We start from the raw sequence: 13697 nt of genomic DNA on the forward strand, positions 1-13697 counted from the left end.
TTCATGCTCAGGGTGAGGGCGTATTCAGAATGATAGCCACCGATTGCACGATCCGGTTTTTTAATATCGGCTCGGTCATGTGCTCCAAGTAAAACGAGGCTGTCGGCCATTGCTCGATGGCCAACAGCCTCGAGCGTCAGAAGCTCCCGCGCAGCGTCAATGCAAAGTTACGTGGCGCACCGTACCAGTTGCCGTACGAACTGGACTCCACCGTCTGGTAGTACTTCTTGTCGAAGATATTGTTGGCGTTCACAGCCGCCGTCCAGTGCTGGTCGATACGGTATTCGACCAGGCTGTTCCACACCGCGTACCCGGCCTGGATGTAGTTGTAGTCGTCGACTGCATTGCTGAGCGAGCCGTCCGCCAGGCGACGTTGCACCGAGCCACTGACGTAGTTGGCGCTCTGGACGGTGGCGCCCAGGCCGACCTTGAAACGCTCGAATGGGCCTTGCAACTGGTAGGTGGTGAAGAACTTGAACAAGTGTTTCGGCGTCTGGGTGCTGATCGGTTTGTTCTGGCTGGCAGCGCTGGCGGCGCTGGTCTGGCGGTTGATGTTGAAGGTGTAGCCTGCGCTCATCATCCAGCCGGGCAGCAGCTCCCCGCTGACTTCGGTGTCGATACCCTTGCTGACGATCTCGCCGGAAGGGCTATAGCAGCAGTTGTTCTGATTGCCACCGGGGCCTGAACCCGAGAAGTCCAGGATGGCCTCGTTCTCGCGTTTGATGTAATACAGCGCAGAGAAAACATTCAGCCGGCCATCGAGCAACTCACCCTTGGTACCGAACTCGTAAGTGCTGCCGGTGATGGCCTTGAGCGGGGCGAAGGAGCTGTCGATGAACTCGGTCTGTGGCTTGTAGATTTGCGCATAGCTGGTGTAAAGCGACCAGTCGTTGCCCAGGTCGTAAACCAGGCCGCCGTAGGGCGTGATGATCCCGCTTTCCTTGCCGCCGCGTGTGGTGTTTGCGTTGACCGACGGAACCAGAACCTGGTTGAAGCCGTTGTAGTCGGTATAGCGGGCACCGATGATCAGTTTCAGCGGATCAGTCAATTGTGCCTTGAGTGTCGTATAAACACCGGTCTTGCGCGCCACCCATGACGGGGTGTCGTAATACAGCGGCGGCGTTGCGCCTTTGGGCATGGAGGTAATGTCGGAATACGGATCGACGGCAGGCGCTGCAGCGAAGTCGCTATGGTCGGCGTAGGTGCGGCGGCTCTGGGTATAGTCGCTACCGACGATCCACTCGTGAGTGCGGCCGAAGGCGTCGAAATGGCCGTCGAAGTTGACGTCGACCAGGTCCTGGTTATTGGAGTAGTCGCGCACGAACTGCTGGAACGTACCGCCATTGGTCACGGTAGGGTCGATCGGCCCTTCCAACTGGCCGAGGTCGGCGTGGCTTTCGAACTTGCTCTTGGTGTAACTGGTGTTGAACTTCCAGTTATCGTTGATCTGGTGCTGCAACTTGATGAAGCCTTCGGTGCGCTTGAAGTTACCGGTAGACCAGGCGGCACTGGTGGAAGTGTGGCGGCTCAGGTCGAGGGGCTCGCCGGTGACATAGCGTGGCAGGCCCTCATCCCAGTAGCCGTCGATGTCTCGCCACTCGTAGGTGCCGCCCACGGTCACCAGTGTGTCCGGTGTGACATCGGCTTCGAGGGTCCCGAATACGATGTGTTTTTCGCTGTCGTAGTTGTCGTAAAACCCTTTTTTGTCTTCATACGCCATCGCAACACGCCCGCGCAGTTTGCCGTCAAAGCCCATGGGGCCGGTCACGTCGACTTCCTGGCGATAATTGTCCCAACTGCCGGCGGAGGTCTGCAAGACGACCTGGTTATGGTCAAGCGCACGCTTGCGTACCAGGTTGATGGTGCCAGCGGGGTCGCCAGTGCCGCCGTACAGGCCATCGGAGCCTCGCAGCACCTCGACATGGTCGTAGGGCAACATGTCCGGAAGGCTGTCATAGCTTTGCTGTCGAAGGCCGGCAGCACCGCCATCGGTCTGCACGTTGGTGAGCGCGAAACCTCGGGAGAAAATAGTGGTGTTGGCGTCGTTGCCGCCTGTCAGGGTAATGCCGGTGGTCTGGTCCAGCGTGTCCCGAAGGGTATGCAGCTGCTGATCCTTGAGGCGCTGCTGGGTCATGACGGTAACGGACTGCGGAATCTCACGCAGGGTTTGCTCGGACTTGCCGCCCACCTGCGCCAGGCCCGTTGCATAGGCGCCGCTGTTCTCGGTCATTTCGCCCAGTGACGCCAAACCCACCACCTCGGTTGGCGCCAGAGTGATGCCCGCTTTTGCGTCGTTGTCAGGCGCCGGCACCAATTGATAGCCCCCCTGGCTCAGGGGCTGAGCCTGCAGGCCGGTGCCTGCCAGTATCAACTTCAATGCCTGCTCGACACTGTAATGCCCGCGTACTCCATGGCTGCGCTGCGCGGCAAGGTCTGCCGTATCGAAGACGATGTTCAGGCCGGTTACCCGGCTCAGTTCAGTGATGGCTGCATCCATTGAACCTGCCGGAATGGACAAGTCATAAGCCGAACTGGTGAAACTGCCCGCAGCGTTGGCGTGGGGGAGGGTGGCAAGCCCCAGCCCCAGAAGGAGGACAGCCTGGCGAACGGCGATGCGTAGAGGGGAGTAATGGGTCACGATAAATCTCGAGCAAGAGAGGGTTCTGATCTGTATGCCGGGCGAGATTCGAAACCCCCTCACGAGCCGAGCTTTTTCGCGCCTCAGGCGCTCAGGCGCACCCAGTAGCGAGTCAATGAGTGCAGGCGCAAACCCTGAGCCTGTGCCAGAAAGGCCAGTGTCGTATCGATATTGCTCAAGTTGAAGTTGCCGGTCACGGGGCGTTGGCCGATATCCGCTGCGCAGCCCAGATAACCGGTGCGATAGCGGCTGAACTCGGCCAGCACGTCGGCCAGTGGCATGTTCCGTGCGGTCAGCAGGCCATCTACCCAAGAAGCGGCTTCTGCCGCGATACCGGGCTGGCGCTGAACGCCGTGACTGTTCAACTCCCAGATTTCCCCTGCATGGGCGATGGTGCTTTCGCCGGCGCTGGGCTGCATGCGCACCGCACCTTCGGTGACACCCAGGCGGCAGGCCTGGTCGTAGAGGCGCACATTGAAACGGGTGCCCAGGGCCTCGAACTGGCCCACAGGCGTAGCCACGCGCAATGGCCGATGAACAGGGGAGGCGGTGTCCTTGCCGCTGATCAGGTAGAGCTCCCCACGCAGCAGTTCGATAGTGCGCACCTGGCCATGGAACAGCGCCCTGACCGCACTATTGGTATTGAGCTCGAGCAGGCTCCCGTCAGCCAGCGCCCACTGGCGATGCTCGCCCACTCGAGTATCGAAGTCGGCCATCAGGCTGTGCCAGGGTTTGCTTGCCTGCGTTGCCCAGCCTGCCAGCCCCGTTGCGCCGAGCAGCGACAGCAGCTTCAGCGCCTGGCGCCTTTGCAAACGGGCCTTCGGCAGTTTTTCCAGCGTCATGCGAGTGAGGCCGGCGGGCACTGCGTCAAACCGGCCACCCAGGCTCTGCAGGCGGGCCCATGCCACGCGATGGGTTTCAGCGGCCCCCAGCCAATGCTCGAATGCCAGGCGAGTCGGCTCATCCGCCGGGTTGTAGATCACCCTTATCGACCACTCGATGGCCTGATCCACCACCTCGTTTGGCACAGGCGCCAGAGCCTCCTTCGTCACGGCGCCCCCTCGAACGCAATTCGGTAGCAATGGCGCAATGCCTTGGCAAGGTCGCGCTCTACCGTGGCCAGCGAAACGCCAAGACGTTCAGCGATGTGCGGGCAGGGCAGGCCGTCGAGTTTTGCCATCAGAAATGCCGTGCGTGCGCGCTCAGGCAATTCATCCAGCAGCCGATCGATGGCCACCAGCGCCTCGATGGCCAATGAACTGGCCTCCGGTGACGGCACATGTGCCTCAGGCAATTGGGCGAGTGTTTCCAGCCATGCCTGCTCGATGTCGCGATGGCGCCAGAGGTCGATGACAAGGCCCCGGGCAATCGTGCGCAGGTAAGGGCGCGGTTCGCAGACCGCATGCATCTGGCGGCGCTGGATCACACGCAAGAAGGTGTCATGGGCCAGGTCCGCCGCATCTTCCGCGTTTTTGAGGCGAAGACGAAGCCAGCCTTGCAACCAGCCGTGATGGTTGACGTAGATCTCTTCGATTGAGTGAGCGCCGGGCATGTCGATCCTTCCGATCAAGGCACTAATGATAATCCGTCGCATTATCACCCGTTACGGACGCAAGATACCAGAGGGCGAGCGCGAAGGGCGATATGCCCTGCACCCTCCACCGTTGAAAGGGTTGCCTTGAACGGCATGCCTGAAAAAGCCGACAGCGCTGCTTTTTTATTCAGAAAGGATTTTGACCATGTGCAGCAACTTTGCAGCGCAATCACTGTGAGCCGATCGCAATCGTTACGATTTAAAATATCGTTCAATATATGAAATATCTATTGAGGATGGAAATATAATTAAATAATTCAAAAGAGGTGTCGATACGTGTGAAACGTGCCCTCCATTCGAGAAATACATGAGCTTCCTGAACAACGCCCGCTTATCCACAAAGCTGATGATGGCTTTCGCCATGTCCGCTTTGATCACACTTGCCATCGGCGTCCTGGGAAGCCGGGGTGTCAGCCAGATGGCTGAGAGCCTGGGATTGGTGTTTTCCAACAACCTGGTGTCCGTGGCCAAGACGGCTGAGACCAAAAGCCAGGCCATCGCTCAACAGCGCCTTCTTTATTCGTTGATCACTGCGGTCGCCGAAGGATCACCCAAGGCCGCCCAGGATGACATCATTCGGGCCATGGACACCGCCCGCGCTGCCAGTGAAAAGGCGTTCGCCATTTATCGGGCGACACCTCTTGAAGATGATGAGCGTGCAGCGGGTGATCGCCTTGAAAAGTCATGGCCTGCCTATCAAGACAAGTTGCAGCAGGTGGTGAGGTTGTCGCAAAGCGGCGACCTGCAGTCGGCCCGCGCGTTGTTGTCGGGCGAGTTGGCGCGGTCTTATGACAATTTAATGAGCGAGCTCAGCATCATGGTCGAATCGAATAACCGCCAGATCGGCGAAGGTGCTGCGGACGCTGCAGTCCAGGAGCGCCAGGTCACGACCGTCCTGTACGTCGGCATCTTCATTGCGTTCATCGTCGCGTTCGCGCTGGGCCTGTTGATCAGCCGCCTGATCAGTAATCCGATCAACCAGGCGGTGATCGCGGCGAGGCGAGTGGCGCAAGGCGACCTGAGCCAGAAAGAAACCAGCGACCGCTCGGATGAAACCGGCCAGTTGATCAATGCCATCAGCGATATGCAGGACAGCTTGAAAAGCACTCTGCACCAGATCTCCGACGCCGCCGGCCAGTTGGCCTCGGCCGCTGAAGAGCTGAATTCGGTGACTGAAGATGGCAGCCGTGGCCTGCTGCGCCAGAACGACGAAATCCAGCAGGCTGCGACCGCGGTAAACGAGATGACCTCCTCGGTGGATGAGGTGGCACGCAATGCCGTGTCCACGTCGCAGGCCTCGAAGGCCGCGCGCGAGCAGGCGAACCAGGGCGTTGGCCAGGCACGCGAAGCCGTCGCGGCCGTCGACAACGCAACCGGGGAAATCCGTACCTCCTCCGACGCCGTCGAGCAGTTGGCCGGGCAGGTCAAGGATATCGCCAAGGTGCTGGATGTGATCCGCGGCATTGCCGAGCAGACCAACCTGCTGGCCCTGAACGCTGCCATCGAGGCGGCCCGTGCCGGTGAACAGGGCCGTGGCTTTGCGGTAGTGGCCGATGAGGTACGCGCATTGGCAGCGCGCACGCAGTCTTCGACCGTCGAGATCGAACAGATGATCAGCGGCGTGCAGGCGCGTGCCGATCAGGTGGTGGTTTCCATGGCCAAGAGCCAGACGCTGGTGAACGATACCCAGACGCTGGCGACGGCGACCGGCCACGCACTGGAGTCGATCGCCTCAGGCATCGCCGACATCAACGACCGCAACCTGATCATCGCCACTGCCTGTGAAGAGCAGGCGAACGTGGCCCGTGAGGTAGACAAGAACCTGGTCAATATCCAGGACCTCTCTACCCAGACCGCCGCCGGCTCCCATCAGACAACGGCGTCGGCTCAGGAACTGTCCCGCCTGGCGGCATCGTTCACCGACCTGGTCGGCCGCTTCCGCCTCTGATCTGTGAGCTGGCAGGCTTCAAGCTTCAAGCGTCGAGCCGGCACAGGCAGTTGCGCCTGTGCCGGCGTGTTGTCGCCAGACATTGTCTGGGCGCAGGCGAGGCGCTTTCGGGTCACACGGGTTGGCAGCGTTGCTGCTGCCCGTCGGCCCGCCTCGAAACAGCTGCCCCGTCGGGAACCGTTCCCATGTCGCCCGGTCCGATCAGCGATTGCCTGAGCTAATGAGATCGTCCCGTGGACAATGTATTGATCGTTGAAGATGAATTTATCGCTCGGCAGCTGCTGACTGACGTGATCTCAGGCCTGGGCCTGAACGTCACCACCGTCCAGACCGCAGACGAGGGCCGGGAGAAGTTCTCCAGCGCCCCCGAGCACTGGGCACTGGTGGTCACCGACTTCTTCACCCCCGGCCGCAGCACCGGCTCCGATCTGGTAAGGGACATCCAGCAACTGAGGCCCGAGTGCCTGTCATCATTTCCAGTGGTTATCTAGAGCAGGACGACATCCTGGCCGCCGATAACATCAAATTGCTGAACAAGCCGTGGACGATCAGCCACCTCGAGCAGATGGTGACCGAGCTCGCCGGCAAGCGCTGAAGGGGCGGGCGCTGCTGCCCCTTTTTGTTTCGATACCGGCACTGAGTCGCCCAGGGAAAGGCGCACTCCTCAAAGTTTTTCCAGGCCTTCGCGCAATCGGCGCTTGACAGCTTCCATCACAAGGGGAAATTCTCCCCATCGTGTCATTCCTGCATCCAGCCAGGAATGGCCAAGCAACCCGGCCCTAGAGCCGGGTTTTTTGTGCCCAAGAAAAGCCCTGGCCTCGGCCGGGGCTTTTGCGTTCCGGGCTCAGGAAAACCGTAACACCCAACCTGAAACTCACTTTCGAGGTAATACCCCATGGCTAATTCAAGCACTGGCATCAACAGCCTGACCAACATCCCCCTGCTGGGGATCAATCTGGGTTCCCACGCCAACGCAGGGCAGATCGTGCCGGGCGAGGCGGGCACCCATTACTTCTGGCCCACCCGCGACACCATCACCCTGTGGGTGAAGCAACGTGGCGTGCGCCTGATCCGCTTTCCGTTCGAAGTGCAAAAGGCCATCAACCTTACCAACGAAGGCTTGCCAGGGCAGGGCGCGAGCCTGGACACCACCTTCGTCAGCAAGTGGAAGGAACTGCTGGGCTGGATTCGCGCCGACTCCAACGGCGAGGCCAGGATCATTCCCGATCCGCACCACTACATGCGCCTGATGCGCTACGAGACCGCCAACGGCAAGATGACTGGCCGCCTGCTGCCGGCCAACCAGGCTGGCAACCAGGGCAACCGCTGGAAGGCCACCGAGCCGGTGTTGATCAACGACAACAACAGCATCAGCGGCGCAGCCTGGTCGGCCATTCACCTGGCCAACTTCCACCAGAAGCTGGTGCAGGCCTGCGACGACCCGATGGTGCTGGGTTGGGGGCTGGGCAACGAGCCGTATTACAACGACCAGACCAATGCCACCGACTACATCACCCAGGATGGGATGAAAACGCTGTACATCAACACGATGAACATCGTGCTCAAGTACCTGCGCAACAGCTCCAGCAAGCCGGTATTCATCTGCGGGTTGCAGTACGCCAGCGCGCGGAACTGGAAAGCCAACTCCGATGAGCTGCAGGCAAAGATTGTCGACCCGGCCAACTCGATCGTCTGGGAAGTACACGGGTATGGTGATGTGAACAACAGCTCCAGCGGCGCTTACGAAGGCGACAACACTCAGATCAAGTCCGACATCTTCACCAGCGCCGACTACGGCATCTTTTCACCCATGTTCGACTATGCGAGCAAGCATCAGATGGCGACCTATATTGGGGAAGTGGGTGTGCCAGGGACCGACGCAGGCCGTACGGCCTTGAAGAACCTGCTGGAGCGGCTCAAGGTCGAGAAGGTGCCGGCGACCCTGTGGATTACTGGGCCCGGTTCGGATACCGAGAAGATGAGCCTGGAGCGCTCCGACCAGGCTGCAACGGTCGCGATGGTGACGCCATACTTTGCCCAACGGCTGAGCCACTGGAACTATTCGGCGTCTTGAGCCTTATTGCGGCGGCTACTGGGTAGCCGCCCGCTTTTTTTGTTGTGACGCGTTGGCGCAAGCCTGCCAGCGCTTTTTTCAATATCTCCAATAGCCCGCGCTCAGTCGGCAATGAAATCCGACGCTTCCATCTTTCGCCCATTGATCAGGGGCAACACCTGAAGTGGCGCGCGTGATCCCTTCATCTTGAGCTCGTTGATGGCATGCAGAACGATAACGTGGAGCAGATCACGATTCTGGTACTGCCAGGGCTCTATGCTCCGCTTCACCGAAGCATTGGCCTCCGGGTCCCACATTTCGATGAGCAGCGTCTTGTCTCGATACTCGATCTTGTGTTTGAGCGGCGGGTCCAGCGTAGCCAATGCTGAGTTCAAGTCTTCCATTACCAAGCTCTCCTGTGAGGATGCGCGGTTGACTGGGCGCCTGGCAGATCGTTCAGCCGAAGTGGCCATCGGTGCTGAACTTGTTGAACCATTCAGTGCGTACAACGTCAATGTTCTGAGACATTACATCCGGTTGTGCGACATGAGCGAGCAGGTCAAGGTTCTGGTGGTGGAAGATGAGTCGCTGCTCAGCGAACTCATGATGGAAGTGCTGAGCGATCACAATGTTCAGGTCACGCTGGCGGTCACTGCCGACGAAGGCCGCCGTATCTTCGCGCAATGCCCGCAGCAATGGGGCCTGGTGATTACCGACGTTCTTACGCCCGGCAGCTCCACCGGCTGCGACCTGGCCTGGGACGTCCACCGTGGCCAGCCTCACATCCCGGTGCTGGTGTGTACCGGGTTCATGACCGAAATCTGCAACTTGCCGCCTGCTACCGACCTGTTGTCCAAACCCTGGTCGCTGAGCCTGTTCGAAGAGCGCATCGTGCATGCCCTTGCATTGGCTGCCAGCCGCCAGGCAATGCCTGCGAAAAAATTGCCAGCTGCGGCCCATTGCAGCTTCGCTGATCTGCCGCAGCAGCAAGCCGCCGTGCAATAAAGGCTGCAGCCCACCTGGTATGCGGGAGTCAGTGGGGGCGATGCAACTCCAGCAGCAGTTGCGGCCCGTTATTACGCACATTCCCTACATCCTTGCCCACCGGATACCAGTGGAAGGCCGCGGCACCGGTGCCTAGCCGTGTGGCGATCACTGCGGCGCGCGCCAGGCTGGTGTGCGGAGCTGCCCACTCCCGTGCCAGCTCCGGCGAAAGCACCACGGGCTGGCGGTCATGAATACCCAGCAAGCCGCCGGTTGCCGAAGCCGTGAGGATCACAAACCCTTCACCCGGCCGGCCCACGGCTGCGAAAAACATCGGCGCCCCGTCTCGCAGCCGCACAAAGTAGGGCCGCTTGAGTCTCGGATCGTCTGCGTCGGGCGCCCATTCGTACCAGCCGGTGGCCGGCACCAACAGCCGGTTCGGCCAGGCCTCTGCGAAGAACCGATTGGTAGCGACGGTTTCAACCCGCGCGTTGATCGGTGGCGGGCGCTCGCCGGTGGCCCAGTGTGGCTGCCAGCCCCAGCGCAGGCTTGAAATCAGCAGCCCGTCGCCCCGGTCATGGAACACGTTGACGGTGGCGGCAGGCGCAATGTTGAAGCGCGCGAGCGCGGCCGCCTCGACACTCGAACTGGCGGGCCGCACGCCGAGCCAGTCGACGTAATCGGCCAGGCTGCGATCTTGTACAAATCTTCCACACACGGAGGCCACCTATCGCTTTTGCGTGCTGGCTTATTGACCGCACGCGGGCTGGACGTTTTACTGTACATATACACAGTAACGCAGTTCATTCCCATGATCACCACCTTCTTTCCTGTGCAGCACGGCGCCCTGCGCCTGCCGGTCTACTCGTTCCGCGTGCCTGCGGGGTTCCCGTCGCCGGCCACCGACCACCTCGAGCAGGCCATTTCCCTGGACGAGCTGTTTCGCTTGCGTGCGCCGCACATCTATATGGTGCGCATCGAAGGCGAGAGCATGAGCGGTGCCGGCATCCATGACGGCGACCTGGTGATCGTGGATCGCGCCATCGAGCCGGCCCACGGCCAGATCGTGATCGCGGCCGTGAACGGTGAACCGCTGTGCAAGCGCCTGTACCGCCAGGCCGGGGAGGTGGCGCTATTGTCCGAAAACCGCCGTTTCCCGCCGCGCTATATCCTCGACGGCGACGAGCTGCAGATCTGGGGCGTGGTCACCTTCAGCGTGCGCGACCATGCCCCCCGCGTCTGAAACGGCCTACGCGCTGATCGACTGCAACAGCTTCTATGCCAGCTGCGAACGGGTATTTCGCCCTGATCTGTTGCGCAAGCCCATCGTGGTGCTGAGCAACAACGACGGTTGTGTGATCGCGCGTTCTGCCTGCGCCAAGGCGCACGTGAAGATGGGCCAACCGTATTTTCAGGTGCGTGACATCCTGCGCCGCCACGGCATCCTGGCGTTCTCGTCGAACTACGCGCTGTACGGCGAAATGAGCGAGCGGGTGATGAGCATCATCGAAAGCCTGGTGCCGCAGCTTGAGGTGTACAGCATCGATGAAGCCTTCGCTGACCTCAGCGGCCTGCAGGGCAGCCTCGAATTTCTGGGCCGGGCTATTCGCACCACCGTCAGGCAATACACCGGCCTGCCGGTCGGGGTCGGCATCGGTCCCACCAAAACCCTGGCCAAGCTTGCCAATTACGCTGCGAAAGTCTGGCAGCAGCAGACCGGGGGCGTGGTCGACCTGCGCTCGCAAAGCTACCGCGACTGGGTGCTGCGCCACTGCGATGTGGGCGAGGTGTGGGGGGTGGGCAGGCGGATGAAGGCGCACTTGGCGCCCTTGGGCATCAGCACCGCGTGGGACTTGGCTCAGGCCGATGCGCGGGCACTCGGCCAGCGTTTCAGCGTGGTGCTGGAAAAAACAGCCCGCGCAGTTGGCCGGCACGCCGTGCCTGGCGCTGGAGGAGGTCGAGCCGCCGCGCCACGAAATCTGCTGCAGCCGCATGTTCGGTGACCGGCTCAGCGACTTGGCACCGATTCGCGAGGCCGTGGCCAGCTACACCTTCCGGGCCGCCGAAAAACTGCGCGGCCAGCGCTCGCTGTGCAAGAAGCTGCGAGTGGGCATTCGCACCGGCATGTACAACACCGATGAGGCCCGCTATGCCACAGGTATGGTGGTAGAGCTGCCGTACCCCACCGACGACACACGCCTGCTGACCCAGGCGGCCTGCACTGCAGTCGAGCAGCTGTATCGCCCGGGCTACCGCTACAGCAAGGCCGAGGTGATGCTGCTGGAGCTGTGCCAGCGCGGCGAGTACAGCGACGATCTGTTCGCCGCCTCGCAGCCTGCCGCATCGGAGCAGGTCATGGCCGTGCTCGATGAGATCAACCAGCGCTGGGGCAGGGGCACGCTGCGCACGGGTGCCTTCCCGAGTGCCCCGGAGTGGGCGATGCGGCAGGAGTTGATGAGCCAGAGCTACACCACGCGGCTGGATCAGCTCATGAAGGTGCGTTGAGCAACTTCAGGCCGGCGCGCTCAACTGAGCGTACCAATCGGCATAGGGCGTGTTCTTTGCCAGGAAACGGTTGAAATCCGGTGCTCCGTCAGACCACCACGGTGGCCCGCGCTCACCCAACGCCACCTTGGCAGCGTCCACTTGCTGCCGTGCACCGCGCAGCGCTTGGGCATCATCCGTGCCTTTGGCCATTTTCACCGCACGCCTGGCATCCATCAGCTGGTGGACCAGGCGTTCACGTTCCTCAGTTTCAAGCGCTGGATTGGAACAGCGCCACAGCCGCCCTCTGACCACGAAATAGCGGCCATCCGGCGTGCGCGGGCAGGGCGGTTTCATGCGATACCGTTGGGGCCGTCGAGCACCTGGCGCACCTTGCGTGCCAGGTCATGGGGCATGCAGGGCTTGGAGATCACGTCGAACTCGGTACCGCCGATGTCGGTTCGCTCCAGCGAGTTTTCCGCGTAGCCGGTGGTGAGCAGCACCTTCACCCCGGGGTAGCGGCGCCGCACCTCACGGGCCAGCATCACGCCGTTCATGCCGCCGGGCATGATCAGGTCGGTGAACAGCAGGTCGTAGGTGTGGCCGGCCTCGAAGCGTTTGAGCGCTTCGCGCGCGTTGAGCACCATGTCGGCGATGTAGCCGTAGTCCTCCAGCACCATCTTGGCGAGCTCGGCCACGTCCGGCCGGTCTTCGACGATCAGGATGCGCTCGGTTCCCTGCTTTTGGTCGCTGATCCGCTGCGGCTCCTGGTGAGCAACGCTGCCACTGTCGACCGGGAAGTACAGGCGCAACGTGGTGCCCACGCCTTCTTCGGTGTAAATGCGCGCCGCGCCGCCGGACTGCTTGGCGAACCCATAGACCATCGACAGCCCCAGCCCCGAGCCTTTGCCTTCTTCCTTGGTGGTGAAGAACGGGTCCATCACACGGTCACGAATGGCCGCCGGCATGCCGATGCCATTGTCGGTAATCGCGATGCTGACGTAGTTGCCGGGCAGCAGCCCGTCGTAGTTGCCGCTGGCAAGGTCCTTCACCGAAATGTTGCGGGTTTCGATGAAAATGCGTGGGTCTTCCCGGCCTATCAATGCATCGCGGCTGTTGATGAGGATGTTCAGCAGGGCGACTTCAGCCTGGGTGGGGTCGATCCGGCAGTTGTTGAGCACCGGTTCCAGGTCATGCTCGATCGACACTTCCGGGCCGAAGGTGCGCTCGATGAGCGGGTCGATGTTGGCGATCATCTGGTTGAGGTTCAGCACCCGGCCCTGCAATTTCTGCTTGCGCGCAAAGGCGAGCAGTTGCTTGGTCAAGGTGCTGGCACGGTCGACTGCCGACTGGGCGTGCTCGACGCTGCGCCTGATGCGCTCGGCATCGACGGCGCTTTTGTTCAAGGTCGAGGTGATCAGCCCCAGGTAGCCGCCCATCACCTGCAACAGGTTGTTGAAGTCGTGGGCGATGCCGCCGGTGAGCTGACCAAGTGCTTCCATCTTCTGCGCCTGGCGCAGCGCGTCTTCGGCATCGCGGCGGCGGCTCACGTCCAGTTGCGAGGCGAAGAAGTAGATCAGGTCGCCGTTGTCGTTGAGGATGGGTGAGATGAACAGCGCGTTCCAGAAGGTCGAGCCGTCTTTCTTGTAGTTGAGGATCTCGGTGGCGATGTCCTGCTTTTTCGCGATCGCCTCGCGCACCGAGTTCACCACTTCGCGGTCGGTTTCCGGCCCCTGGAGGAACCGGCAGTTGTGGCCGACGATTTCTTCAGCGCTGTAGCCGGTCATTTCGAGAAAGGCGTGGTTGGCGAAGATGATCGGATTGTCAGGCCGGTTGGGGTCGGTCACGATCATGGGCATGCGCGTGGTTTCTACCGCCGCAAAGAAAATATCCTTGTGGGGCTGGGCAATGTTGCCACCTGCGGCATTGTCGACACGGACTTTCTCGCTCACTGAGCGCTCTCCAAGCATACGGTTTGATGCACATGGGATTCACG

The 13697-nt window shown here is 61.2% G+C and carries 13 protein-coding genes and 2 pseudogenes; 8 read left to right on the plus strand and 7 right to left on the minus strand.

What is annotated here, in order from left to right:
• Nucleotides 1–136: 136 nt before the first annotated feature.
• From LN139_RS08765 to LN139_RS08775, 3 genes are all read right to left on the minus strand, one after another.
• Nucleotides 137–2638, minus strand: a complete 2502-nt coding sequence (locus LN139_RS08765; protein WP_236359557.1) for a TonB-dependent siderophore receptor — start codon at nt 2636–2638, stop codon at nt 137–139.
• 83 nt (nt 2639–2721) lie between these two features.
• Nucleotides 2722–3666: a FecR domain-containing protein gene (locus LN139_RS08770; RefSeq protein WP_236359558.1), complete on the minus strand. Its 945-nt coding sequence runs from the start codon at nt 3664–3666 to the stop codon at nt 2722–2724.
• A 20-nt stretch (nt 3667–3686) separates the two neighbouring features.
• Nucleotides 3687–4190, minus strand: a complete 504-nt coding sequence (locus LN139_RS08775; protein ID WP_236359559.1) for a sigma-70 family RNA polymerase sigma factor — start codon at nt 4188–4190, stop codon at nt 3687–3689.
• A gap of 349 nt (nt 4191–4539) precedes the next feature.
• Here LN139_RS08775 and LN139_RS25550 point away from each other — a divergent pair.
• The 5 genes and pseudogenes from LN139_RS25550 to LN139_RS08790 all read left to right on the plus strand — a co-directional run.
• A pseudogene (locus LN139_RS25550) lies at nt 4540–5274 on the plus strand (MCP four helix bundle domain-containing protein); the annotation flags it as partial.
• A 201-nt stretch (nt 5275–5475) separates the two neighbouring features.
• Nucleotides 5476–6180, plus strand: a complete 705-nt coding sequence (locus LN139_RS25555) for a methyl-accepting chemotaxis protein (RefSeq protein WP_442964421.1) — start codon at nt 5476–5478, stop codon at nt 6178–6180.
• Between the two features lie 233 nt (nt 6181–6413).
• Complete coding sequence (locus tag LN139_RS08785) at nt 6414–6671, plus strand: hypothetical protein (RefSeq protein ID WP_236359561.1); 258 nt, start codon at nt 6414–6416, stop codon at nt 6669–6671.
• Nucleotides 6641–6775 carry a hypothetical protein gene (locus tag LN139_RS24785; RefSeq protein WP_268944840.1) on the plus strand — a complete coding sequence of 45 codons (135 nt, stop codon included), beginning with the start codon at nt 6641–6643 and terminating at the stop codon, nt 6773–6775. The genes LN139_RS08785 and LN139_RS24785 overlap by 31 nt, the downstream gene beginning before the upstream one ends.
• 300 nt (nt 6776–7075) lie before the next feature.
• The gene (locus LN139_RS08790) at nt 7076–8254 is read left to right on the plus strand and encodes a cellulase family glycosylhydrolase (RefSeq protein WP_236359562.1); all 1179 of its coding nucleotides are present in this window, start codon (nt 7076–7078) and stop codon (nt 8252–8254) included.
• Nucleotides 8255–8355: 101 nt separating this feature from the next.
• Here the strand turns inward: LN139_RS08790 and LN139_RS08795 are convergent, their stop codons facing one another.
• The gene (locus LN139_RS08795; protein WP_236359563.1) at nt 8356–8637 is read right to left on the minus strand and encodes a hypothetical protein; all 282 of its coding nucleotides are present in this window, start codon (nt 8635–8637) and stop codon (nt 8356–8358) included.
• A gap of 142 nt (nt 8638–8779) precedes the next feature.
• Between LN139_RS08795 and LN139_RS08800 the strand changes: the two genes are divergently transcribed.
• Nucleotides 8780–9238, plus strand: coding sequence for a response regulator (locus LN139_RS08800; RefSeq protein WP_236359564.1), 459 nt, complete (start codon nt 8780–8782; stop codon nt 9236–9238).
• A gap of 28 nt (nt 9239–9266) precedes the next feature.
• Here the strand turns inward: LN139_RS08800 and LN139_RS08805 are convergent, their stop codons facing one another.
• Nucleotides 9267–9935, minus strand: coding sequence for an SOS response-associated peptidase (locus tag LN139_RS08805; protein WP_236359565.1), 669 nt, complete (start codon nt 9933–9935; stop codon nt 9267–9269).
• A gap of 93 nt (nt 9936–10028) precedes the next feature.
• Between LN139_RS08805 and LN139_RS08810 the strand changes: the two genes are divergently transcribed.
• Nucleotides 10029–10460 carry a LexA family protein gene (locus LN139_RS08810; RefSeq protein ID WP_236359566.1) on the plus strand — a complete coding sequence of 144 codons (432 nt, stop codon included), beginning with the start codon at nt 10029–10031 and terminating at the stop codon, nt 10458–10460.
• Nucleotides 10444–11722 (plus strand): annotated as a pseudogene (locus tag LN139_RS08815) (Y-family DNA polymerase). The gene LN139_RS08810 and the pseudogene LN139_RS08815 overlap by 17 nt, the downstream one beginning before the upstream one ends.
• Before the next feature lie 6 nt (nt 11723–11728).
• On the opposite strand, the gene LN139_RS08820 reads toward LN139_RS08815, so the two are convergent.
• The gene (locus tag LN139_RS08820) at nt 11729–12058 is read right to left on the minus strand and encodes a hypothetical protein (protein WP_236359567.1); all 330 of its coding nucleotides are present in this window, start codon (nt 12056–12058) and stop codon (nt 11729–11731) included.
• Complete coding sequence (locus tag LN139_RS08825) at nt 12055–13671, minus strand: hybrid sensor histidine kinase/response regulator (protein WP_442964397.1); 1617 nt, start codon at nt 13669–13671, stop codon at nt 12055–12057. Before LN139_RS08825 ends, LN139_RS08820 begins: the two co-directional genes overlap by 4 nt.
• Nucleotides 13672–13697: the final 26 nt, after the last annotated feature.

The organism is Pseudomonas sp. KNUC1026, from assembly GCF_021650705.1.
Classification (GTDB): domain Bacteria; phylum Pseudomonadota; class Gammaproteobacteria; order Pseudomonadales; family Pseudomonadaceae; genus Aquipseudomonas.

What these genes read in the sequence shown, in the direction of transcription:
- LN139_RS08775 (WP_236359559.1), bottom strand. Translation starts at nt 4,190, where the DNA reads ATGCCCGGCGCTCACTCAATCGAAGAGATCTACGTCAACCATCACGGC.
- LN139_RS25555 (WP_442964421.1), top strand. Translation starts at nt 5,476, where the DNA reads ATGACCTCCTCGGTGGATGAGGTGGCACGCAATGCCGTGTCCACGTCG.
- LN139_RS08790 (WP_236359562.1), top strand. Translation starts at nt 7,076, where the DNA reads ATGGCTAATTCAAGCACTGGCATCAACAGCCTGACCAACATCCCCCTG.
- LN139_RS08795 (WP_236359563.1), bottom strand. Translation starts at nt 8,637, where the DNA reads ATGGAAGACTTGAACTCAGCATTGGCTACGCTGGACCCGCCGCTCAAA.
- LN139_RS08800 (WP_236359564.1), top strand. Translation starts at nt 8,780, where the DNA reads ATGAGCGAGCAGGTCAAGGTTCTGGTGGTGGAAGATGAGTCGCTGCTC.
- LN139_RS08810 (WP_236359566.1), top strand. Translation starts at nt 10,029, where the DNA reads ATGATCACCACCTTCTTTCCTGTGCAGCACGGCGCCCTGCGCCTGCCG.
- LN139_RS08820 (WP_236359567.1), bottom strand. Translation starts at nt 12,058, where the DNA reads ATGAAACCGCCCTGCCCGCGCACGCCGGATGGCCGCTATTTCGTGGTC.
- LN139_RS08825 (WP_442964397.1), bottom strand. Translation starts at nt 13,671, where the DNA reads ATGCTTGGAGAGCGCTCAGTGAGCGAGAAAGTCCGTGTCGACAATGCC.